This window comes from Stenotrophomonas sp., assembly GCF_036662295.1.
Classification (GTDB): Bacteria; Pseudomonadota; Gammaproteobacteria; order Xanthomonadales; family Xanthomonadaceae; genus Stenotrophomonas.
The window spans coordinates 1-20,975 of the sequence record NZ_JAVWXA010000070.1 but is presented as its reverse complement, the minus strand read 5'-3'; the positions used below and the strand labels follow the sequence as shown (position 1 = coordinate 20,975).

General features: G+C 69.9%; 21 protein-coding genes. 16 read left to right on the top strand and 5 right to left on the bottom strand.

From position 1 onward, the window contains the following. Window positions 1-17: 17 nt before the first annotated feature. Window positions 18-914: a LysR family transcriptional regulator gene (locus RSA25_RS13560; RefSeq protein WP_332809391.1), complete on the bottom strand. Its 897-nt coding sequence runs from the start codon at window positions 912-914 to the stop codon at window positions 18-20. Window positions 915-1,020: 106 nt separating this feature from the next. Between RSA25_RS13560 and RSA25_RS13555 the strand changes: the two genes are divergently transcribed. From RSA25_RS13555 to RSA25_RS13540, 4 genes are all read left to right on the top strand, one after another. Beyond that, window positions 1,021-2,379 (top strand): MFS transporter, encoded by a 1,359-nt coding sequence (locus tag RSA25_RS13555; protein WP_332809390.1) that lies wholly within the window; start codon window positions 1,021-1,023, stop codon window positions 2,377-2,379. Next, window positions 2,376-2,765, top strand: a complete 390-nt coding sequence (locus tag RSA25_RS13550) for a DUF4440 domain-containing protein (protein ID WP_332809389.1) — start codon at window positions 2,376-2,378, stop codon at window positions 2,763-2,765. Before RSA25_RS13555 ends, RSA25_RS13550 begins: the two co-directional genes overlap by 4 nt. A gap of 154 nt (window positions 2,766-2,919) precedes the next feature. After that, window positions 2,920-4,815 carry a CocE/NonD family hydrolase gene (locus RSA25_RS13545; protein ID WP_332809388.1) on the top strand — a complete coding sequence of 632 codons (1,896 nt, stop codon included), beginning with the start codon at window positions 2,920-2,922 and terminating at the stop codon, window positions 4,813-4,815. A gap of 124 nt (window positions 4,816-4,939) precedes the next feature. Further along, entirely contained in the window at window positions 4,940-6,802 is a 1,863-nt protein-coding gene (locus tag RSA25_RS13540; protein ID WP_332809387.1) for a hypothetical protein, read from the top strand. Between the two features lie 159 nt (window positions 6,803-6,961). Here the strand turns inward: RSA25_RS13540 and RSA25_RS13535 are convergent, their stop codons facing one another. Further along, a complete protein-coding gene (locus RSA25_RS13535) occupies window positions 6,962-8,059 on the bottom strand; it encodes an alkene reductase (RefSeq protein ID WP_332809386.1) in 1,098 nt (365 codons plus the stop codon). 212 nt (window positions 8,060-8,271) lie between these two features. On the opposite strand from RSA25_RS13535, the gene RSA25_RS13530 reads away from it, so the two are divergent. The 5 genes from RSA25_RS13530 (at window position 8,272) to RSA25_RS13510 (ending at window position 11,714) form a co-directional block, all read left to right on the top strand. Further along, window positions 8,272-9,030 carry an SDR family NAD(P)-dependent oxidoreductase gene (locus RSA25_RS13530; protein ID WP_332809385.1) on the top strand — a complete coding sequence of 253 codons (759 nt, stop codon included), beginning with the start codon at window positions 8,272-8,274 and terminating at the stop codon, window positions 9,028-9,030. A 136-nt stretch (window positions 9,031-9,166) separates the two neighbouring features. Continuing rightward, on the top strand, window positions 9,167-9,625 hold the full coding sequence (locus tag RSA25_RS13525; protein WP_332809384.1) for an MgtC/SapB family protein: 459 nt from the start codon (window positions 9,167-9,169) through the stop codon (window positions 9,623-9,625). Continuing rightward, window positions 9,622-10,068, top strand: a complete 447-nt coding sequence (locus tag RSA25_RS13520) for a VOC family protein (protein WP_332809383.1) — start codon at window positions 9,622-9,624, stop codon at window positions 10,066-10,068. Before RSA25_RS13525 ends, RSA25_RS13520 begins: the two co-directional genes overlap by 4 nt. A gap of 112 nt (window positions 10,069-10,180) precedes the next feature. Next, window positions 10,181-11,341 carry an FMN-dependent L-lactate dehydrogenase LldD gene (gene lldD / locus RSA25_RS13515; RefSeq protein ID WP_332809382.1) on the top strand — a complete coding sequence of 387 codons (1,161 nt, stop codon included), beginning with the start codon at window positions 10,181-10,183 and terminating at the stop codon, window positions 11,339-11,341. A gap of 55 nt (window positions 11,342-11,396) precedes the next feature. Further along, a complete protein-coding gene (locus RSA25_RS13510) occupies window positions 11,397-11,714 on the top strand; it encodes a hypothetical protein (protein WP_332809381.1) in 318 nt (105 codons plus the stop codon). A gap of 84 nt (window positions 11,715-11,798) precedes the next feature. Here the strand turns inward: RSA25_RS13510 and RSA25_RS13505 are convergent, their stop codons facing one another. Beyond that, complete coding sequence (locus RSA25_RS13505) at window positions 11,799-12,101, bottom strand: I78 family peptidase inhibitor (RefSeq protein WP_332809380.1); 303 nt, start codon at window positions 12,099-12,101, stop codon at window positions 11,799-11,801. Between the two features lie 105 nt (window positions 12,102-12,206). Here RSA25_RS13505 and RSA25_RS13500 point away from each other — a divergent pair, with 105 nt between their 5' ends. Next, a complete protein-coding gene (locus RSA25_RS13500) occupies window positions 12,207-12,701 on the top strand; it encodes a DUF1543 domain-containing protein (RefSeq protein ID WP_332809379.1) in 495 nt (164 codons plus the stop codon). 15 nt (window positions 12,702-12,716) lie between these two features. On the opposite strand, the gene RSA25_RS13495 is transcribed toward RSA25_RS13500, so the two are convergent. After that, window positions 12,717-13,478 carry a hypothetical protein gene (locus RSA25_RS13495; RefSeq protein WP_332809378.1) on the bottom strand — a complete coding sequence of 254 codons (762 nt, stop codon included), beginning with the start codon at window positions 13,476-13,478 and terminating at the stop codon, window positions 12,717-12,719. 150 nt (window positions 13,479-13,628) lie between these two features. Between RSA25_RS13495 and RSA25_RS13490 the strand changes: the two genes are divergently transcribed. From RSA25_RS13490 to RSA25_RS13475, 4 genes are all read left to right on the top strand, one after another. Beyond that, on the top strand, window positions 13,629-14,252 hold the full coding sequence (locus RSA25_RS13490) for a decarboxylase (protein ID WP_332809377.1): 624 nt from the start codon (window positions 13,629-13,631) through the stop codon (window positions 14,250-14,252). 5 nt (window positions 14,253-14,257) lie between these two features. Beyond that, window positions 14,258-15,061, top strand: coding sequence for a CDP-diacylglycerol diphosphatase (locus tag RSA25_RS13485; protein ID WP_332809376.1), 804 nt, complete (start codon window positions 14,258-14,260; stop codon window positions 15,059-15,061). Window positions 15,062-15,131: 70 nt separating this feature from the next. Beyond that, entirely contained in the window at window positions 15,132-16,037 is a 906-nt protein-coding gene (locus RSA25_RS13480) for a hypothetical protein (RefSeq protein ID WP_332809375.1), read from the top strand. 224 nt (window positions 16,038-16,261) lie between these two features. Further along, entirely contained in the window at window positions 16,262-17,026 is a 765-nt protein-coding gene (locus tag RSA25_RS13475; protein ID WP_332809374.1) for a SapC family protein, read from the top strand. 72 nt (window positions 17,027-17,098) lie between these two features. Here RSA25_RS13475 and RSA25_RS13470 read toward each other — a convergent pair whose 3' ends face one another. Next, window positions 17,099-17,419, bottom strand: a complete 321-nt coding sequence (locus RSA25_RS13470) for a putative quinol monooxygenase (RefSeq protein ID WP_332809373.1) — start codon at window positions 17,417-17,419, stop codon at window positions 17,099-17,101. A 217-nt stretch (window positions 17,420-17,636) separates the two neighbouring features. Here RSA25_RS13470 and RSA25_RS13465 point away from each other — a divergent pair, with 217 nt between their 5' ends. Then, complete coding sequence (locus tag RSA25_RS13465; protein ID WP_332809372.1) at window positions 17,637-20,366, top strand: TonB-dependent receptor; 2,730 nt, start codon at window positions 17,637-17,639, stop codon at window positions 20,364-20,366. Between the two features lie 164 nt (window positions 20,367-20,530). Further along, window positions 20,531-20,975: GNAT family N-acetyltransferase (locus RSA25_RS13460; RefSeq protein WP_332809371.1), on the top strand; the 445-nt coding region annotated here is incomplete at its 3' end.

The following is a 20,975-nucleotide window of genomic DNA, read 5'->3' as shown; positions in this document are numbered from 1 at the left end:
GGGTGCCCGGCCCTGATTCAACCGGTCAGCTGCTGGCGCAGGTGCGCCAGCAGCCGCTGCACCCGGCGCGAGGGCTGCGCCGCATTGGGAAACACCGCATACACGCCCTGGCGCGGGAAGCGGTGCCCGCGCAGGATCGGCAGCAGCCGGCCAGCGGTCAGGTCCTCGGCAATCAACCAGGCCGGCAACACGGTCGCGCCGGCCCCGGCCAGTGCGAACGCACGCAGCGTGGAGGCGTTGTCCACCGTCGCCACCGCGTCGGCGGGATTGCTGGCAAACACCGCCGCACTGCCATCGGGCGCGACCAGGGGCAGGTCGGCCAACCGCGGGTAGCCCAGCCGGGGCAACGTGCGGACCCAGTCCGGGTCGTCGCGTGCCGCCGCATCGGGCAACCCCGACAACAGCGACGGTGCGGCCACCGCGCACAACGCATGCGCTTCCAGCAGGGTGGCACGCAGCGTCGAATCGGCCATGCGCCCGAGCCGGATGGCCAGGTCGAACCGCTCGGGAATCAGGTCGGCATGGGCCGGCGTGGTGGACAGGTGCAGGCGCAGCTGCGGGTGCAGGGCGCGGAAGCCTTCCAGCAGCGGGACCACCCGGGCGGCGGCATATTCGGGCGTGGTGGTCAGGCGCAACGTGCCACGCAGCTGGTGCTGCTCGCTGCGCGCCTCCTCGATGGCCTGTTCGGCCAGGGCCAGCATCGCCACGCACTGCTGGTGGAAGCGTTCGCCGGCGTCGGTCAGCGCCAGGCTGCGGGTATTGCGCACCAGCAGGGTGACGCCCAGCTCCTGTTCCAGCCGTTTCAGGTTGAAGCTCACCACCGCCTTGCTCTGGCCCAGGTGCTGCGCGGCCGCGGTCAGGCTGCCGGCATCGACCACCGCCTTGAAGGTCTGGAAGCGGTCCAGACTGACCATCGGGCACGGCTCTCTGTCAAAAATGGTTTGACAGTCTTGCATCGGATGTTCGGTTTATCCAGCGCCGTCGAGCGCGCATGCTGCCGCCTCGCAACCGGAGTGCCGCATGACCTATCGCGCCAAAGTGGAGCTGCTGTACCTGCTCGGGTTCTCGCTGGACCTGGTCAACATGTTCATCGGCACGGTGGCCTATCCGGCCGTGGCAGCCGACCTGCACGCCTCGGTGCCGCAACTGGCGTGGATCGGCAACGCCTACATGCTGGGCCTGACCCTGGTGATCCCGCTGGGCAGCTGGCTGGCCGCGCGCCTGGGCGAGCGGTGGCTGCTGTGCCTGTCGCTGGCGATGTTTGCGCTGGGCGCGGTCCTGGCCGGCACCGCACCCAGCATCGAAGCGTTGATCGGCTGGCGCCTGCTGCAGGGACTGGGCGGCGGGTTGCTGATCCCGGTGGGTCAGGCGATGGCCTACCGGCAATGCCCGCCAGCCGAACGTGGCCGCCTCACCGCGCGGATCATGGCCGTGGCGTTGCTGGTGCCGGCGCTGTCGCCGACGCTGGGCGGCTGGCTGGTGGGACTGGGCTCGTGGCGCTGGGTGCTGCTGGCCAGCGTGCCGTTGGCGGCCCTGGCGCTGCTGTTGGCGGCGGTGTGGGTCCGCGCCGGGCGGGCGCCGCGGGCGCTGCCGCCGCTGGACCGGCGCGGCCTGCTGCTGGGCTCGCTGGGCCTGAGCCTGCTGCTGGTGGCCCTGAGCCGGATCGCCGAGGCGCAGGCGCGCGCGCCGGGCATCGCACTGCTGCTGCTCGCCGCGGCGGTGCTGGCGGTCTATGCCCGCACCGCCGCGCGCACCGCCCAGCCGGTGCTGCAGTGGACGCTGCTGCGGCACCCCGCGCTGCGGCTGGCCATGCTGGTCTACCTGCTGGTGCCGGGCACCTTCATCGGCACCCAGCTGGTGGCCACGCTGCTGCTGCACCGGCAGGGCTATACCGCGGCGGCCATCGGCGGCTTCATGCTGCCCTGGGCGATCGCCTCGGCCTGTGCGATCGCCACCACGCGGGCGAGGTTGCCGCGCCTAGGCGCACGGCCGCTGCTGAGCGCGGGCATGCTCTGCCAGGCCATCGGCATCGCGCTGCTGATCGGCGTGCAGGCGCATCAGCCGGGCTTGCCGGTGCTGGCATTCGCGTTGATGGGGCTGGGTGGCAGCCTGTGCAGCAGCAGCGCGCAGACCCTGGCGTTCCAGGGCATGAGCGACGACGAACTGCTGCCCGGCAGCGCGTTGTGGAACCTCAACCGCCAACTCAGTTTCTGCCTGGCCGCCGCGTTGCTGGCCTGCGTGCTGGCGGTGCTGTCGGCGCTGACGCCCGACAGCGCTTTCACCTTCACCCTGCTGCTGGCGGCCGGCATGAGCCTGCTGCCGCTGCTTCTGCTCTGGCGCCTGCCCGCGTCCACCCTGACCTTGAGGACCTCCGCATGACCGATACCTCCGCCTTGCATGAAATCCATGCGCTGCACGTGCTGATCGAAGACTGGTTCAACGCGCGCATCCCGGCCTGCGCACTGGACACGCTGATGGCGCCTTTCAGCGACGACTTCAGCATGGTGGGCATCGCCGGCCAGCGCCTGGATCGCGATGCGGTGCAGGCGCTGTTTGCCGGCAGCCACGGCGCGCGCCCCGGGCTGGTGATCGCCATCGAGGCCGTGCAGGCCACGGCCCTGCCGTCGCCGTTTGCCCTGCTGCGCTATCGCGAAGGGCAGGGCATGGCGGGCGGTGCGATGGGCTGGCGGGAATCGCTGGCCGTGCTGCGCCAGGAGCACGGGCACTGGCGCTGGGTGGCCCTGCATGAGACGCCGAGCCGCTGATCCGGCGCGGCCGGCCCTGCTGCAGCTTTGCACCAGGCGGCGTCTGGCGGCTGAATGCGCGCGATGGCGGCGATCAGGGACCACCGGCATCTACCGGTCCGACGCCGGCGGCGCTAGGCTCGTGGATTGTTCGCCACCTGCCGGGAGAGAGCCCATGCGTGTCCGTGTCGTGCCTGTCGTGCTGTTGAGCCTCATGGTTGCCGCCAGCGTGTCGGCGCAGACCTCGCCGATGACCCCGGACATCCCCGCCAAGGGGTTCGTGACGCCCACGGCCAACGACAACTACGACAAGCGCGTGGTGATGGTGCCGATGCGTGACGGTACAAAGCTCTACACGGTGATCGTGGTGCCCAGGGGCGCGAAGAACGCCCCAATCCTGTTGACCCGCACGCCCTACGACGCGGCCAACCGCGCCAAGCGCATCGACTCGCCCAACATGCGCGACATCCTCCCGCAGGGCGATGAGGTGTTCGTGGACGGCGGCTACATCCGGGTGTTCCAGGACATCCGCGGCAAGTACGGCTCCGAAGGCGATTACGTGATGACCCGGCCGCTGCGCGGGCCGCTCAACGGCACCAAGGTGGACCACGCCACCGACGCCTGGGACACCATCGACTGGCTGGTCAAGCACGTGCCCGAAAGCAACGGCAAGGTGGGCATGCTCGGCTCGTCCTACGAAGGCTTCACCGTGGTGATGGCGCTGACCAACCCGCACCCGGCGCTGAAGGTGGCCGCGCCGCAGAGTCCGATGATCGACGGCTGGATGGGCGATGACTGGCTCAACTACGGGGCTTTCCGCCAGGTCAATTTCGGCTACTTCACCGGGCAGCTGGCCAAGCGCGGCAAGGGGCCGTCGATTCCCAGCGTGGGCGCCGACGACTACACCACCTTCCTGCGCGCCGGCTCGGCCGGCGATTACGCGCGCGCCAACGGGCTGGACCAGCTGCCGTGGTGGCACAAGCTGATCGAACACCCCGCCTACGATGCCTTCTGGCAGGAACAGGCGCTGGATGCGCAGATGGCCAGGACGCCGTTGAAGGTGCCGACCATGTGGCTGCAGGGGCTGTGGGACCAGGAAGACATGTGGGGGGCGGTGCACAGCTATGCGGCGATGGAGCCGCGCGACACCGGCAACACCCTCAACTACCTGGTGATGGGCCCGTGGCGGCACAGCCAGGTGAACTACGACGGCAGCAGCCTGGGCGCACTGAAGTTCGAGGGCGACACCGCGCTGCAGTTCCGCCGCGACGTGCTCAAGCCGTTCTTCGACCAGTACCTGGTGGACGGCGCGGCCAAGGCCGATACGCCCCCGGTGCTGATCTACAACACCGGCGAGAACCACTGGGACAAGCTGCAGCAGTGGCCGCGCACGGCGGCGCAGAGCAAGCCGCTCTACCTGCGCGCCGGCGGCAAGCTGTCTTTCGAGGCACCGCAGCCGGGTGAAGCCACCTTTGAGGCCTACGTGGCCGACCCGGCCAAGCCGGTGCCGTTCGTGCCGCGCCCGGTGCGCTTCGCCGACCGCGACATGTGGACCAGCTGGCTGGTCAAGGACCAGCGTTTCGTGGATGGGCGGCCGGACGTGCTCACCTTCATCAGCGAGCCGTTGACCGCGCCGCTGCGCATCGGCGGCGCGCCGCAGGTGAACCTGCAGGCGGCCACCACCGGCAGCGATGCGGACTGGGTGGTCAAGCTGATCGACGTGTATCCCGACCAGACCCCGTCCACGCCGGAGATGGGCGGCTATGAGCTGGCGGTGTCGATGGCGATCTTCCGCGGGCGCTACCGGGAGAGTTTCAGCTCGCCCAAGGCGATCGCGGCCAACCAGGTGCTGGACTACAAGTTCGGCCTGCCCACGGCCAACCATGTGTTCCAGCCGGGCCACCGGGTGATGGTGCAGGTGCAGTCCAGCCTGTTCCCGCTGTATGACCGCAACCCGCAGACCTACGTGCCCAACATCTACCTGGCCAAGCCGGGCGATTACCAGAAGGCCACCCAGCAGGTATGGCACGCGCCGCAGCAGGCCAGCTTCATTTCGCTGCCGGTGTATTGAGGCCGCTGGCGCGACGGCGGCCGGCCGCGGGTCGGCGCCGCCGCGCAGCGGACGCGGCCACCCCGCGTTGCATCGTCGAAGGCCAGGCGCTAGCGTGCAGCTCCGCTGTTGACTGACGTGATCGATGAAAGGGATGTTCGTGCTGTGCGCGCTGTTGTCGCTTGCCCCTGCCGTGCAGGCGGCACCGGGCGGGACGTTGCCGGTATTGGCCAACCGGTTCGGCGCCGAGGCGCTGATCGATGCGGAAGGCCGCCTGCTGGTGGCGCCCAATGGGGCGCGCCTGCAGCGGTTGGCGGCCGACCGCTGGATGCGCATGCAGGGCGAGGGCACCCCACAGCAGTGGTTTGATGATGGCGGCGCGCTGCTGCGCGAGGATGCCGGCTATGTCGAGTATGGCGAGTCCTTCGTGCTGCCTGGCGCGGCCGGCGCCTCGCCCTTGTGGCAGGCATTTCTGGCCGATGGCAAGGGCGTGCGCCTGGGCCGTGCGGTGGTGGACGCGCTTGGCCAGGTGCGGTGGCCGGCGCTGCCCGATGGCCAGTGGGCGGCGCTGGCGGTCCCCGACCGGGTGCTGTGGACGGCCAGCAGCGCACCGTTGCGGTTCTTCGACCTGGCCGGGCAGCCGGTCATGGACGTGGACGAGCACGCCTGGCAGTGGGTGGCGGGGCCGTTCCCGGGGCGGCCGGTGTACGTGCTGTGCGCGGTCGAGGAAGACGCCCCGTGCCGGGTGATGGACGAGGCCGGCACGGTGGTGTTCGCCGACCACATCGATGCGTTGCTGCCGGTCGCCGATGGCGGCTGGTGGTTGCGCCAGCGTGACCTGTGGCGGCGGGTGGATGCCCGCGGGCGGCCGCTCGACGCGGTGCGTTACCGGCAGGCGGGTCTGTATCCGCGCTTCCGCCAGTACGGCGGCGCGGCCGGCCCGCGGGACTGGCCCGACGAGGTGACGCGCCTGGCCGACGGCCACGGCCAGGGCACGCCCGCGCGTGGCTGGCTGCTTGCCGATGGGCGCTTCCAGGCCCTGCCGCGGCAGCGGGTGGCGTACTGCGGTGGGCGCTGGTGGATCGGCGAGGATGAAGACGGCGCGCCGTGGCAGCCGCTGGCCGATGCGGTGGCCGCGGTGATGCGCGCACCGGACGAGGCGACGCGGCAGGCACCGCCGTGGCGCCTGCGTGCGGCCAGTGCGGGGCGGGGTGCGGCGGTACTCGATTGTGCCGGCGCGGTGGTGTTCGAGCCGGGCAGGGTGGAGCGTTTCGACAGCGTCGACGGCGCGCTGCTGGGCACGTTTGCCGGCGAGCACGCGCCGCGGCTGTGGTGGGATGGCCGCAGCGCACACGAGGTGCCGGCGGGCCTGGCGATCGACGACGACCACCTGGCGCCGCCGCTGCTGCTGCTGCGCGACCAGGCGGCCGGTCGCCAGCATGTCTACAACCTCGCGCTTGGCAGGGTGGTCGGCCGCAGTATCGAGGACGCGGCGCAGGTGGATGAGCGCGCCGTGGTGTTTCGCCGTGACGGCCAACTGGGCCTGATGCTGGCCGATGGCCGCGAACCGCTGGCGGCGGATTACCTGGAGATACTGCCCTGGGGCGAGGACCGCACCTGGACGCGACGCGCCCTCGACGAGGGTGGCGAAGAACTGGCGCTGCTGGATGCCGACTACCACGTGCTGCTGCGCCGGCACCTGGCCTTCAGTGGCGTGACCCTGGAAACCACCTGGCAGGGCGCGCAACCGGGCCACGCGGTGGCCCGGCTCAACCTGGGCACGATGCCGCTGCCGGACGGGCCTTACTTCGTCCAGCAATGGGTGGATCGGAACGGCCGGGTGCTGGTCAGCGACGTGAGCTGCCCGGCAGCGGGCGCCGACGTGCTGGCCAGTGGGGCCGGCGTGCTGCTGGGCCAGGGGTGGCGCGTGGATACGACCCCCGCGCCGCCATGCCGCCTGCCGGCCGCATTGACCCCGCTCCTGCAAGGCGGCGACGCGCCAAGGTGATGCCGGCCAGTGGCCGGCATTCCATGAGCACGTGGAGCCGGCCAGCGGCCGGCATTCCATGGGCCCGTTTGGATGTGCGTGGAGCCGGCCAGCGGCCGGCATTACCGGTCGTGCGCGTGATGACGGCCAGCGGCCGGCACTACCGGGTCGGTGGCTGGGTCATTCGCCCGATACGCTGGGGTAGTCGGTATACCCGTGCGCGCCGCCACCGTACAGCGTGTCTGGATCGAAGGCCGACAACGCCACGCCCAGGCGCAGGCGCTCGACCAGGTCCGGATTGGCGATGAAGGGGCGACCGAAGGCGATCACATCGGCGTAGCCGGAGGCGATCGCCGCCTCGGCCGTGGCCTTGTCGTAGCCGTTGTTGGCGATCCACGGGCCGCGGAATTTGGCGCGCAGGGCCGCGTAATCGAAGGCGATGTTGTCGCGCGGGCCGCCGGTCGCGCCCTCGATGACGTGGATGAAGGCCAACGGGCCGATCGCATCGAGGCGTTCCACCGCACGCTCGAACAGCGGCTGCGGATCGGCATCATGGGCATCATTGGCCGGCGTCACCGGGGACAGCCGCACGCCGGTACGCTCGGCGCCGATTTCCGAGACGATCGCGCGCACCACTTCATCCAGCAGGCGGGTGCGGTTCTCGATGCTGCCGCCGTAGTCGTCGGTGCGCTGGTTGCTGCCGTCGCGCAGGAACTGGTCGATCAGGTAGCCGTTGGCCGCATGCACCTCGACACCGTCGAAGCCGGCGGTGATGGCATTGCGGGCAGCCTGGCGGTAGTCCTGGATCAGCGCCGGGATCTCCGACAACGCCAGCGCGCGCGGCACCGACACGTCTTCAAAGCCGTTGGCGGTGAAGGTCTTGGCCTTGGCCTGCAGCGCGCTCGGCGCCACCGGTACTTCGCCTTCCGGCAGCAGGCTGGTGTGGGAGATGCGGCCGACATGCCACAGCTGCAGCACGATCTTTCCGCCGGCCTCATGCACCGCATCGGTCACGCGCTTCCACGCCTCGATCTGGTCCTGGCTGTAAATACCGGGCGTGTCGAGGTAGCCCTGGCCCAGCGGGCTGATCTGGGTGGCCTCGGCAATCAGCACGCCGGCGCTGGCGCGCTGGGCGTAGTACTGCAATGCCAGCGGGTTGGGCACGCGGCCCTCGATGGCGCGGTTGCGGGTCAACGGGGCCATCGCGATGCGGTTGGCCACGGCGATCGCGCCGAGGCGGGTGGGGGTGAACAACGGGCCGTCACTGGGAAGGGTCATATGCAATACCTTGGGGAGGGCGCTGCGGTCTGCGCAGCGTGGACAGACAAGATGTGGCCGTACGCGGACCAGCATAGGGGCCACTGCGTTGCAGCGATGGGAAGGATTGTTGCGGGTGCCTGCGTGCACGTTCTGTCACGCATTCCAGGCGTACCGTAAGGCCAGATGCAGGCGTGGCCTGCGGCGATATTCCCAAGCAGAGGTACAACGCGATGATTGATTATCAGCTCAAGGGCAAGGTGGCGATCGTGACCGGCGGCGTGTCGGGCATCGGCCTGGCCGCGGCCGAACGGCTTGCCGCCTCCGGGGCGGCGGTGGCGGTGTGGGACCTGAAGGAAGAGGCGGTGCAGCAGACCGCCGAGGCCCTGCGTGCCAGCGGTGCCCAGGCCATCGGCATCGCCCTGGATGTGACCGACGAGCAGGCCGTCGAGGCGGCGGTGCAGCGCACCGTGCAGGAACTGGGTGGGCTGGACATCGCGGTCAACAACGCCGGCATCGGCGGCCCGTCGGCGACCAGCGGCGATTATCCCGTCGACGGCTGGAAGCGGGTGATCGACGTGAACCTCACCAGCGTCTTCCTGTGCCAGCGCGCGCAGATCCAGGCGATGCGCAAGGCGGGCAAGGGCGGCAGCATCATCAACATGGCCTCGATCCTCGGCCAGGTGGGCTTCAACAACTCGGCCGCGTACGTCGCCGCCAAGCACGGCGTCGTGGGCCTCACCCAGACCGCCGCCTGGGAACATGCCGGCGACCAGATCCGGGTCAATGCAGTGGGCCCGGGCTTCATCGCCACCCCGCTGCTGGACAAGATGGACCCGGCGGTGAAGAAGGCGCTGGAAGCCAAGCATGCACTGGGCCGGCTGGGCCGCCCCGAGGAAGTGGCCGCCCTGGTGGCCTGGCTGGCCAGCGACGAGGCCAGCTTCGCCACCGGCACGTATTACGCCATCGATGGCGGCTACCTGGCGCAGTAAACCGCCGCGCCGGTCATGCGGCCGGCACAACGCCGCATGACCGTGCACGCGCGCCTCACCCCTGCCTTCACGGTGCTGCCACGGCGCTCACGCAAGGCTGGCCACAACAGGCAAGCGATGCGGTGAGGACGGGCGGATGGGACTGGAACAAGATCTATCGATCCTGCTGCGTATTGCCGCGGCCATGGTGTTGGGCGGCCTGATCGGGGTGGAGCGCGAGATCGGCAAACATGCCGCCGGCCTGCGCACGCACATGCTGATCGCCGGTGCGGCCGCGTTGATCGTGGGCCTGGGCGACAGCATCGCCGAACATTTCCAGGAAGAGCGCTACCGCGACCTGCTGCAGGTCGATCCGGTGCGCCTGATCGAAGCGGTGGTGGCCTGCGTGGGTTTCGTGGCGGCCGGCACCATCCTGCGTGGCAGCCGCGATGACCAGGTGAGCGGCCTGACCACGGCCAGTTCGTTGATCATGTCCGCGGCGATCGGCATCGCGGTGGGCATCGGCAAATACGTGATCGCCATCGGGGTCAGCCTGCTGTGCCTGATCGTGCTGGCGGTGTTCAGCCGGATCGCCAAGAAACTGGAGCCTTCATGAGCAACCCAAGCAGCCAACATCCTTTCGAGATCCAGCGCCTGGACCACCTGGTGCTGCGCGTGCAGGACCTGGCGCGTGCCGTCACCTTCTATCGCGACGTGCTGGGTTGCACGGTGGCACGCGAGCGCCCGTCGCTGGGCATGGTGCACCTGCATGCCGGCGCATCGATGATCGACCTGGTGGACGTGGCCGGCCCGTTGGGGACGCCCGGCGGCCCGGCGGCAGGCGCGCAGTCGCGCAACCTGGAGCATCTGTGCCTGCGGGTGGAACCCTTCGACGTGGAGGCGTTGCGCGCGCACCTGCAGGCGCACGGCGTGGCGTTGCACGGCAAGCCGGAAAACAACTTCGGGGCCGAGGGCGATGGGATGTCGGTGTACCTGCGCGATCCCGACGGCAACGGCGTGGAACTGAAAGGCCCGGCCAGCGACTGCGGCTGCAGCTGAGGGCCGGCCCGCCCGGCGCGGGCGCATCGCCGATGGTCTAATGGGGCGGGGTGGCGCACAGTGCTTCAATCAGGCACGTGTCACGCCGCTTCCTCCTGTTCCCGGCCGCCCCATGATCATCTCCGCCTCCACCGATTACCGTGCCGCCGCGCAAGCGCGGTTGCCGCCGTTCCTGTTCCACTACATCGACGGCGGCGCCTACGCCGAGCACACGCTGCGGCGCAACGTGGCCGACCTCGCCGAGGTGGCCCTGCGCCAGCGGGTGCTGCGCGACATGGGCGAGTTGCGCCTGGACAGCGTGCTGTTCGGCGAACCGGTGGCAATGCCGGTGGCGCTGGCACCGGTGGGGCTGACCGGCATGTACGCGCGGCGTGGCGAAGTGCAGGCCGCGCGTGCGGCGGCCAGCCGGGGGATTCCGTTCACCCTGTCCACGGTGTCGGTGTGCCCGATCGAGGAAGTGGCCCCGGCCATCGACCGCCCGATGTGGTTCCAGCTGTACGTGCTCAAGGACCGCGGCTTCATGCGCAACGCGCTGGAACGGGCCAAGGCGGCCGGGGTGACCACGCTGGTGTTCACCGTGGACATGCCCACCCCGGGCGCCCGCTACCGCGACGCGCACGCCGGCATGAGCGGGCCACGCGCGCCGCTGCGGCGCCTGCTGCAGGCCGCCACGCATCCGCGCTGGGCGTGGGACGTGGGGCTGCGCGGGCGCCCGCACGACCTGGGCAACATCTCTGCCTACCGCGGCCACCCGACCGGGCTGGCCGACTACATCGGCTGGCTTGGCAGCAATTTCGATCCCGCCATCTCGTGGAAGGACCTGGAGTGGATCCGCACGTTCTGGACCGGCCCCATGGTCATCAAGGGCATCCTGGATGCGGAGGACGCGCGCGAGGCGGTGCGCTTCGGTGCCGACGGCATCGTGGTCTCCAACCATGGCGGCCGCCAGCTCGATGGCGTGCTGTCCACCGCGCGCGCGCTGCCGGCCATCGCCGATGCGGTGAAGGGCGAGCTGACGATCCTGGCCGATTCGGGCATCCGCAGCGGGCTGGACGTGGTGCGCATGCTCGCGCTGGGGGCGGACGGCGTGCTGCTCGGCCGCGCGTTCGTGTATGCCCTGGCCGCGCAGGGCGGGGAGGGCGTGGCGCACCTGCTGGACCTGGTGGCCAGGGAGATGCGCGTGGCCATGACCCTGACCGGCGCCCGCACCGTGGCCGATCTCGGCACCGCCTCCCTGGCCGACATCGGCCGCCAACTGAAGGACCTGCGATGAGCCATGCAACCGCCCGCGCGCGCCAACCCCTTGCACGGCCGGGTGGGGTTCGGCCATGAAACCGGTGTATTTCGTCCACCGCGATGCGGCCGCCGCCGAGCGCCAGAGCGACGGGGTCGAGCTGTGCGTGATCCCCCAGCTGGCGGACGGCAGGATCTACTTCTACTGCCAGTCCTACGCGGTCTTCTGGCGGACGTTGGAGGAAGTCGGCGACTTCGACAAGACCTGCGACTTTCCGCCGACGATCACGCTGCGACCGGCCACGCTTGTCGAACTGGCCGCCGCCGGCCTGCTCGCGTCACTGGATACGGTCAAGCAATACGACATCGCCAACGGCAGGCTGAGCGCCATCACCTACATCCACCTGACCTAGCCCGGTAGAGCCACCCCATGGGTGGCTGCCCCAGACGATGGCTGCATCGGCCACCGGCCGCCAGCGCCCCCGCCATCGGCAACGCTACTCGCAGCGCACGGCGGTGATCACGTTGTCCTTGTCGATGAACACGCGCAGCCGGTCCTGGCGCAGGTCGCGGGTGGTGATGGTGCCCGGGCCGATCGGATTGACCAGCCCGGCGCCGCTCTGCGCCGACAGCTTGCGCATGTTGGCCTCATCGGCCGGCTGCCCGACCGCCCAGTCCAGGCCGTCGGCCTTGCACAGGCCGGCGCCCTTGACCTGCGGGCCGGGGGTGCTGACGCAGGCGCCGAGCAGGAGCGGGAGCACCAGCGCGGCGGGGGTAAGGATGCGGGTGAGGCTCGTCATGCGGTCGCTCCTGCGGATGAGGCCCCGACGATACCACCGCCGCTGCCTGCGCCGCGTGGGCGCGGGGCTACACTACGGCCCGTCGCCAACTTCCAGGAGAGACCGGTGCTGCACGTGTTCATGCTGGGCGGGCGCCACCCGCAGGCGCGGATCGAGGTCCATGACGTGGCCTTCGCCAATGTCCAGCGCATCGAGGAGGCCTACCCGCAGTTGCGCCGCGACTGGTTCGGCCAGGCCAAGGGCCTGCATGTGGACGGCTGGCTGGCGGTGGATGGCATCGAGGACTACCAGGTGCGCTTCTGCGATGCCGCCCCGGCCGCGCACGCGCCGCGGCTGTACTTCGTCAACCTCGGCGGCTACGTGCCACGCTCGCTGGGCGAGGTGCACGACTACCTGCTGCTGGTGGCCGCCGATGCCGAGGACGCGCGCCGCAAGGCGAAGCAGCGCCGCGATGCAAGCTGGATCCAGCCGCATACCGATGCGCTGCTGGACGTGGATGACTGCATCGCCATCGACCAGGTGGGCGGGCGCTACGTGCAGCTGCTGCCCGGCCCGCACCAGGGCATCGCGTTGGCCAGCGACTACATCGTGATCGGCTGAGGCACGATCACGGCTTCACGGCACGGGCGCTTCCGCCCCGGCGGGCATCACCCGGACCGCGTTCCACACCGCGTCCAGGTGGCGACGGAACGGGGCCGGTGCCGTGGCCAGCGCGGCATCGTCCTGGCGCTCGCCGCCGAACGGCGCCTCGCCCTCGAACGCCACCAGCGATTCGCCCTCGATCCCATAGCGCTGCGTGCCGGCGATGAAGGTGATGCGGATCTGTTGCGGGTCCACGCCGCCGCCACAGAAGCGGTGGCTGGCCAGGGTGATCTCGGCATGGCCATCGCCATCCAGGTCGGTGGCCCCGCTCTGGCCCGCGTACCAGCCCGCATCCAGGTCCAGGTCCGGGCAGGGCGTGCGCACCTGCTCGGTCCAGCGCCGCTGGAACGCGCCGCCGCCGCTGCGGCGATGCAGGGTGGCGGTGAGCACGGCCACCGGCATGGCCTGGTCCGGGTTGTCCGGATCGGCTTCCTCGCGATCCTCCTGCGTCAGCGCCAGCAGGCCCTCGCCCTCGCGGTCACGGAAGTGCACGTAATGCAGCGCCGCGCCCACGCCCCAGGCCTGCGCCTGCGCAACCGACGGATCGGGCAGGCGCTCGAACACGGCCACGGTCGCTGGGCTGGACGTGGAGGAGGGCGCGAGGGTGGCAATGGCCGCCGGCGCCGCAGCGGGCGGCGGCGGTGGCGCAGGAGGGGCGCCGCAGGCACCGAGCAGGGCCGCCAGCAATGGCAGGCAGGCGTGCCGCAGGGGCGGCCGGGGAAGGGGGAAGGGCATGGGCAGTCCGTTGCGTGGCTGCGCCGATGATCGCCCAGGCGTGCGGCAAAGGCGAGCGCGGCCCGTGGCCGGGGCGCACGCCGGCATTGCTCCCCCGCAGCCGCTGGCGCATAGTGTCGCGGCCATGTGAAGGCGATAGAAAGGATGACGATGTACGAGGGGAAGTTCGCCGGCCACCTGGCCACGCTGTTGGCCGCCGGTCTGCTGGTGGCCGGGTCCGTGTCGGCGGCCGAACCCCTGGTGGGCGGCTGGCGCAACCTGCATTCGGCCAACGGCGCCGACCCGATGCGGCGCGACGTGCCCTTCGCGGTGCTGCCGCGTGCGGCCGCCAAGGGCGACCGCTTTGCCATCCTCGACCGCGAATCGCGACGCGTGGTGTGCTGCCTGGTGGTGGAAAGCGAGCGCCTGGATGCGATCGCCCTGGAGACCCGCTATCGCCTGCCGGGCGTCTGGATTGCCGACCTGAGCGGTGACGAGGCCTACAACCGCCGCCGCGGCGAGCCGCACATCTATGAGATGGCGCGCGTGGACGAACTGGTGGACTACGCCTACAGCGACGCCCCCGAAGCCTACAGCGACATGGGCGGGCTGCTGCTGCCCGCCGATGCGGGCATGGACGCGGCCGGCAAGCTCACGCTGGGTGCCACCGGCTACCGCCTGCAGTTCACCTCCCTGCCGTTCGCCGATGAAAACGGCGCGCTCGACCGCTACACCCTGCAGGCCGGCGACGGCGCACCGGCGCTGGTGGTGGACGTGCCGTTCAGCACGTACTGAGCGGGATGAGGGTGTTCTCTTCGCGCCGATCGCTGGCCTGGCTGGCCTGCCTGATGCTGGCCGCCTGTGCCAGCCGCGCGCCGGTGGCACCGGCCAAGCCGCCGCCCAAACCGGATGCCTTGTGGGGGTTGATCCAGCGCGACTGCGTGGGCCCGGGCACGCCGCGCGGTGACTGCCTGGCGGTGGACGCCTCGCCGGCGCGCCGCGATGTGGTGTTCAAGGACGCCCACGGCCAGTACCAGTTTCTGCTGATGCCGCTGGACAAGGTGAGCGGGATCGAATCGCCGGCGCTGCTGCACGCCGACGCGCCCAACTATTTCGCCACGGCATGGGGCGAGCGTTGGCGCACCGAGCGCGCGCTCGGCCAGCCATTGCCGCGCGAGGTGGCCAGCCTCGCGCTCAACTCGCCGCACGGGCGCTCGCAGCACCAGCTGCACATCCACATCGATTGCCTGCGCGCGGACGTGCTGGCGCAGCTGGCTCGGATGGCGGCGGGCATCGGCACGCGCTGGGCGCCGCTGCCCGAGTTGCTGCGCGGCCACGTCTATCAGGCGCGCCGCGTAAGTGGCGAGGGTCTGGGCGTCGATCCGATCCAGCTGCTGGCCCGCGAACTGGCCGACGCGCAGGACATGGCGCACTGGTCGCTGGTGGTGAGCGGTACCCGCGGGCACGACGGCCAGCCGGGTTTCCTGCTGTTGGCGACGCGGCTGGATGCGGCCACCGGCAACGACGCCAGTGGCGAAGAACTGCAGGATCACGCCTGTGCGGCCGTGACCGGCGCGGATGGCCCGCTGGACGGCGTGCGCTGAGCGCACTTGGCGCTGGGCTATCATCGGCTGTTCGACCACAGGCGCCATGCGGCGCGCAGGGAAGCAGGCCATGACAGCAAAGCGTGACGTTCTTCATTTTCGGCCCGGGCAGTTCGCGTTGCTGGCGCTGGCGCTGGCGGGCATCGGCAGCGCCGCCGCTGCCGAGGGCGTGGTGGTTGATCGCGCCGGCAATCGCCTGGAGCCGTTGATCGCGCAACCGGCGTCGAGCGCGCCGGAGGAGGCGGACGTCAGTGCCACCCCGCGCCTGTGCACCGCCGACCGCCAATGGTGCGTGCGCACGGTGCGCCAGGGCGAGCCGATCGCCGCGCACGTGGAGGTGGAGCAGCAGGTTGCCGGCGAAGACGAGCCGCGCCTGCGCTTTGTTCCGCTTGCCGCTGGCGAGTTGCCCGGCAGCGAGCAGCCGTGGCCGTACATCGTGCGCATGGCGCCGGGTATCGGCGGCGAGACGTTGCCGACGGGCCAGCCGTCGCCGCCGCTGGAGAACGTGCTGGTCGGCGTACTGCGCGAGACCGCGACCGGGTTTTCCGGCGGCAGCGCGCACGTGTCGCGGCTGAACCTGATCCGCATCTACCACCGCGAGGAGGGCATCCAGATCGACCCGGAACTGGCCGTGCTGCCGGCCGACGGCGCGGCGCAGATCCGTGCCTGTTTCAGCGAGGCCGACACGCAGGCGCGCGCCGGTGCCTGCCACGATGCCTACACCTTCGCCACCACCCTGACGCTGGACCCGGCCGGCACGGCCATGCCGGTGCTGCGCTATCGCACCACGGCCACGCGCTATCCGGTGGGTGCATCGCGACGCAGCGACGCGCTCGCCAGGGGGCCATTGCGTCGCGAGGACCTGCGCACCGAGACGGTCGCGGCCTGTTCCTACCAGCGGGTGCTGCGCTTCGTGGACGGCGCCTATGTGGTCGACGCGCCACTGCCCGATTGCGCGGATTTCACCGATCTGTAGCCGATGCGGCCCGATTCAGGCGCATGTTCAGGCACGGATTCAGGCAAAGCGGGGCAACAGCCGGTGCCATGCGCGCAGGTCCAGAACGCGCAAATTCAGCCCCGATGCATGCGTGCCATGGGTGCGGGCCGTCAAATCGTCATGGCGCCACGTTATAGTGGCCGATCAATGCGGTGCCCGCTTTCGCGCCCGGGCTGTCTGGCGCGTCGTACCTGACTTAATCCATGACTGCTGAAACCACTTCTTCGCCGGCACCGGCCCAGCCCTCCGGCCCGCTGTTCTACCGCGATCCGCTGCCGCTGCAATCGGACAAGCACGCCAACTGGCGTCTGATGCAGGGCACCGTGGCCTTCGCCGCCGAAACCAATGCCATCCCGGCCGTGGTCGGCGAGTTCGGCCTGGCCGCGCAGCACTTCCCGATCCTGTTCACCGGCAACGAGGCCGCCCCGATCGCGGCCGTGGGCCTGGCCCGCAACAACCTGTTCATCGATGGCGACAAGTGGGCCGAGGACACCTATGCCCCGGCGTACGTGCGTCGGTATCCGTTCGTGTTCATGCAGGGCGAGCCGGACAGCGATTACATGCTGGCCATCGATGCCGGTTCCGAGCACGTGAACCAGGGCACCAGCGAAGAAGGCGAACTGCTGTTCGTGGACGGCAAGCCGGGCCCGCTGCTGGAAAACGCGATGCGCTTCTGTGGTGACTTCACCCGCGAGCACGAACTGACCCGTCAGTTCAGCGCCGCGATCAAGGCCCAGGACCTGCTGATCGACCGCAGCATCGATGTGACGCTGAACAACGGCGAGCAGATGTCGGTCAACGGCTTCCAGGTGGTCGACGTGGAAAAGCTGGCCAAGCTGCCCGACGAGATCGTGCTGGCCTGGCACCGCAACGGTTACCTGGCCCTGGTGCACCACCACCTGAGCTCGCTGGCGCGCTTCAATGCGCTGGTGCAGCGGCAGAGCCAGCAGGCCACGGCCAAGGCCTGATCGGGCCAACGTGGTGACGCCATGAAACGGCGGCCGCAAGGCCGCCGTTTCTGTTTCTGTTTCCGTGTTCGCTCAGCTCCAGTGCTGCACCGGCTCCAGCACCTGCGGCTGGCGAGGCCCCTGCAGCAGCTCGGGCAACAACGCGTCGTAGGCGGCGCGGTAGTCGGTGGACTGGTTGGCCAGGAAGTCCTCCACCGAGGCCTCGTTCCAGTGCTCGTACAGCATGAAAACGGTGGGGTCCTGCGCGTCGCGGAGCAGGTCGCAACTGACGAACGCCGGTTCTTCGGCCATCCGGTCGATCAACGCATGGACCGCATCGAGCCAGTCCTGGAGGCGCTCGGGCTTGACCTGCAGGCGGACCAGGAACACCAACGGGACATCGGGCAATGACATGGGGCGCTTCCGCGTAAAGGGAGCGCCGATTGTACGGGGCCGGGCGCAGGCGGCGCGCGCCAGCCTCGGCAGGCAGGGGCTTAGGCGAAAAGCCGATATGCATATCGCGGCCGGTCATTTCCGGGGAAGGTGCCCATTCAGCAGACTGGCGCGCCTCCGGTCCCCCTGCGGCAACGGCTTGCCGCACCGGTGCGATGCCCTTCTTCCTGGAACCTGCATGTCCCTGCTTTCGCGTCCGCTGCGCCTGCGTCCCCTGGTCGTGTCCCTGTTGCCCCTGCTTGCGGCCAGCCCGCTGGCGCTCGCCGCCGAGGCCGCCGCGCCCACCGAGCTGGAGGCGGTGAAGATCACCGGCTCGCGCATACCGCGCGCCAGCGTGGAAGGCCCGTCGCCGGTCACCGTCATCACCCGGCAGCAGATCGAGGCGCAGGGGTACCGCAGCGCCTTCGAGGCGCTCAGTGCGCTCACCGAGAACACCGGCAACGTGCAGGGCGAAGACTTCGGCAACACCTTCACCCCGGCGGCCAACACCATCAACCTGCGCGGTCTCGGCCCCAACCGCACCCTGGTGCTGGTCAACGGCCGCCGCCAGTCCGACTACCCGCTGGCCTACGAGGGCTCGGTCAACGTGGTCAACCTGGCCAACATCCCCAGCGCGCTGATCGACCGGATCGAGGTGCTCACCGGCGGCGCGTCGGCGGTGTACGGGTCCGATGCGATCGCCGGGGTGGTCAACATCATCCTGAAGAAGTCCTACGAGGGCGTGGGCATCAACCTCAAGGCCGGCACGACCGAGCAGGGCGGCGGTGACAACCAGCGCCTGCAGGTGGTGGGCGGCGGATCGGGTGAGCAGTGGGACGCGATCTTCGGCCTGGAGATCGCCAACCGCAAGGCGATCTACGGCTCGCAGCGCGACTTCATGGATGCGCTCACCGACGACCCGCGCGGCGTGGCCCCGCTGCCCACCGCGGTGGCCTACCGGCGCAACGCCACCACCAATGCCTACATCGACCCGGGCCTGGCCGGCTGCGACAGCGCCAGCGGGCTGTATGGCGGCAGCGTGTTCCGCGCGCAGAACCCGCGCCAGGGCGCGTACTGCGGCAGCAACGAGGCCGCGGCTACCTTCTGGACCGTGCAGACCGAGAAGCGCAACATCGACGCCTACAGCGCGCTGACCTGGCGCCTCGGCGAACGCCAGGAGGTGTTCGCCGACGTGGCCGTCGGCACCGCGCGCATCTACAACAACACCCGTGCGCCCAGCTGGACGTCCTCGCGCAATTATTTCTACAACCAGAACAGCGGCCAGCTGGAAAGCTGGTACCGCCGCTTCGCGCCCGAAGAGATCGGCGGCGTGCAGCGCAATGCCAATCGCTTCCTGGAGACCTCCTGGTCGTTCAACGTGGGCGCACGCGGCAGCCTGGGCAGCTCGGACTGGGATTACGAAGCGGCCTACAGCCGGTCACGTTATGAGAACCGCACGCGGCGCCCGGTGCTGCTGGCAGGCATCAACGATTACCTGCTGGGGCCGAGGCTGGGCACGCGCAACGGCGTGGACGTGTACGCGCCGGACCCGTCGCGGCTTTACCAGCCGCTGACCGTCAACGAGTACGCCGACCTGGCCGACACGCAGGAAAGCCGCAACGCGGCCTGGCTGCAGGCGGCCACGTTCAGCGTCAATGGCCAGCTGTTCGAGCTGCCGGGCGGCCGCGCCGCGCTGGCGGCGGTGCTGGAGGCGGGCAGCCAGGGCTACCGCAACCGGCCCGACCCGCGCCTGGCCACCGGCGAGTTCTGGAACACCAGCGCCGGCATCCCGGCCGGCGGCGAACGCGACCGCTACGCCGCCGGCGTGGAGCTGCAGCTGCCGCTGCTGGAGCGCCTGACCGCCACCGTGGCCGGCCGCTACGACCAGTACCGCGCCGCCGGCGACCACCTGGGCAAGGCCACCTGGAGCACGGGCCTGGAGTTCCGTCCGTTCGACCGCCTGCTGCTGCGTGCCAGCGCGGCCACCAGCTTCCGCGCACCGGACATGAATTACGTGTTCGCCAGCGAGACCCGCGGCTACAACCCGGGCATGACCGACTACTGGCGTTGCCGCACTGCCGGCCAGGCGTATGACGACTGCGACTACAGCGGCCTGTCGATCGACTACACCAGCGGCGCCAACCCGCAGCTGCAGCCGGAGACGGCCAGATCCTACGGCGCCGGTTTCGTGTGGTCGCCCTCGGCCAATGTGGATGTCACCGTGGATTACTACGATATCCGCATCGACCAGGAAGTGACCAACCTGGATGCGTCGCGGATCCTGCGCGACGAAGCGGATTGCCGGCTCGGCCAGACGGTCGGCGGTGACGCGCGCGATATCGGCTCGGCGCAGTGCCAGGACGCGCTGTCGCGGGTGATCCGCAACCCGGCCGATGCGGCGGTGCAGCCCAACCAGGTGGTGCGGGTGCTGGTCAACCCGATCAACGCCGCGTCGGAGTCGGTGCGCGGCATCGACCTGAAGGCCAACACGCGCTGGGATGCGGGGCGTTACGGCCAGTTCGCCGCGCGGCTGGCGTACTCGCTGGTGATCGACCACGCGTACCGCCAGTTCGCGCAGGACGAGGCGGTGGACCAGCGCAACTCGCTGGACAGTTACCAGTGGCGCAGCAAGGTCAATGGCAGCGTGACGTGGTCGATCAGCGAGTGGACGGCGACGCTGTACGGGATGCGCTACGGGTCGCTGCCGAAGACGGATGGCAGCGGGCGCATCGCACCGTACATGACCTACAACGCGAGCGTGTACCGCAAGCTCAACGAAAACGCGAGCGTGGGGTTGATCGTCAACAACCTGCGCGACAGCCGTCCGCCGGCGGACAGGAACGGGGGCGGTTGGCCGTTCTATCCGGTCGGCAACTACGACCCGTATGGCCGCCAGTTGTGGCTGGAGTTCGATTACCGCTTTTTGTGATTTGAGGCGTTTCTTCGATAAGAGGTGCGCGCGCGTCCGGGGCCCGTTGGTGGTGACGCCACTGCGCGTGATGCGAGGACATCGATGGCCGATCACGACCGTGCATCAACCGTCTGCCGCGTGGCGGCGCTATGGTGTGCGGCCCGATGACATGGCGTTTGCCGATGACCCTTTGCTACCGCGCCGCTGTCGCCGACGATGCGGCCGACTGCGTCGACCTGCGTGGTCGCACCCGCGAGAACGCGTTTTCGGTCGAGGCGCTGGCCGCGCTGGGGATCACCGTGGAGAGCTGGGCCGAGGGCATCGCCGAGGGCGTGCTTCCCGGCCATGTGGCCGAGGCGGATGGGCGCATGGTGGGCTATTGCTTTGGCGATCGCGACAGTGGCGAGATCGTCGTGCTGGCACTGCTGCCGGCATGGGAAGGCCAGGGCATCGGCAAGGCGCTGCTGGCGCGGATGGTGGCCGATTTTCGGGGATGGGGCTTCCAGCGCCTGTTCCTGGGCTGTGCGGCCGATCCGGCAGTGCGCTCGCACGGGTTCTATCGTCACCTCGGCTGGCAGCCCACGGGCGAAATCGATGACCTCGGCGATGAGGTGCTGGCGTATCTGA

Bases quoted from the DNA above. Each gene is read 5' to 3' on its own strand.
- RSA25_RS13560 (WP_332809391.1), bottom strand. From the start codon at position 914: ATGGTCAGTCTGGACCGCTTCCAGACCTTCAAGGCGGTGGTCGATGCC.
- RSA25_RS13555 (WP_332809390.1), top strand. From the start codon at position 1,021: ATGACCTATCGCGCCAAAGTGGAGCTGCTGTACCTGCTCGGGTTCTCG.
- RSA25_RS13550 (WP_332809389.1), top strand. From the start codon at position 2,376: ATGACCGATACCTCCGCCTTGCATGAAATCCATGCGCTGCACGTGCTG.
- RSA25_RS13545 (WP_332809388.1), top strand. From the start codon at position 2,920: ATGCGTGTCCGTGTCGTGCCTGTCGTGCTGTTGAGCCTCATGGTTGCC.
- RSA25_RS13540 (WP_332809387.1), top strand. From the start codon at position 4,940: ATGAAAGGGATGTTCGTGCTGTGCGCGCTGTTGTCGCTTGCCCCTGCC.
- RSA25_RS13535 (WP_332809386.1), bottom strand. From the start codon at position 8,059: ATGACCCTTCCCAGTGACGGCCCGTTGTTCACCCCCACCCGCCTCGGC.
- RSA25_RS13530 (WP_332809385.1), top strand. From the start codon at position 8,272: ATGATTGATTATCAGCTCAAGGGCAAGGTGGCGATCGTGACCGGCGGC.
- RSA25_RS13525 (WP_332809384.1), top strand. From the start codon at position 9,167: ATGGGACTGGAACAAGATCTATCGATCCTGCTGCGTATTGCCGCGGCC.
- RSA25_RS13520 (WP_332809383.1), top strand. From the start codon at position 9,622: ATGAGCAACCCAAGCAGCCAACATCCTTTCGAGATCCAGCGCCTGGAC.
- lldD (WP_332809382.1), top strand. From the start codon at position 10,181: ATGATCATCTCCGCCTCCACCGATTACCGTGCCGCCGCGCAAGCGCGG.
- RSA25_RS13510 (WP_332809381.1), top strand. From the start codon at position 11,397: ATGAAACCGGTGTATTTCGTCCACCGCGATGCGGCCGCCGCCGAGCGC.
- RSA25_RS13505 (WP_332809380.1), bottom strand. From the start codon at position 12,101: ATGACGAGCCTCACCCGCATCCTTACCCCCGCCGCGCTGGTGCTCCCG.
- RSA25_RS13495 (WP_332809378.1), bottom strand. From the start codon at position 13,478: ATGCCCTTCCCCCTTCCCCGGCCGCCCCTGCGGCACGCCTGCCTGCCA.
- RSA25_RS13490 (WP_332809377.1), top strand. From the start codon at position 13,629: ATGTACGAGGGGAAGTTCGCCGGCCACCTGGCCACGCTGTTGGCCGCC.
- RSA25_RS13485 (WP_332809376.1), top strand. From the start codon at position 14,258: ATGAGGGTGTTCTCTTCGCGCCGATCGCTGGCCTGGCTGGCCTGCCTG.
- RSA25_RS13480 (WP_332809375.1), top strand. From the start codon at position 15,132: ATGACAGCAAAGCGTGACGTTCTTCATTTTCGGCCCGGGCAGTTCGCG.
- RSA25_RS13475 (WP_332809374.1), top strand. From the start codon at position 16,262: ATGACTGCTGAAACCACTTCTTCGCCGGCACCGGCCCAGCCCTCCGGC.
- RSA25_RS13470 (WP_332809373.1), bottom strand. From the start codon at position 17,419: ATGTCATTGCCCGATGTCCCGTTGGTGTTCCTGGTCCGCCTGCAGGTC.
- RSA25_RS13465 (WP_332809372.1), top strand. From the start codon at position 17,637: ATGTCCCTGCTTTCGCGTCCGCTGCGCCTGCGTCCCCTGGTCGTGTCC.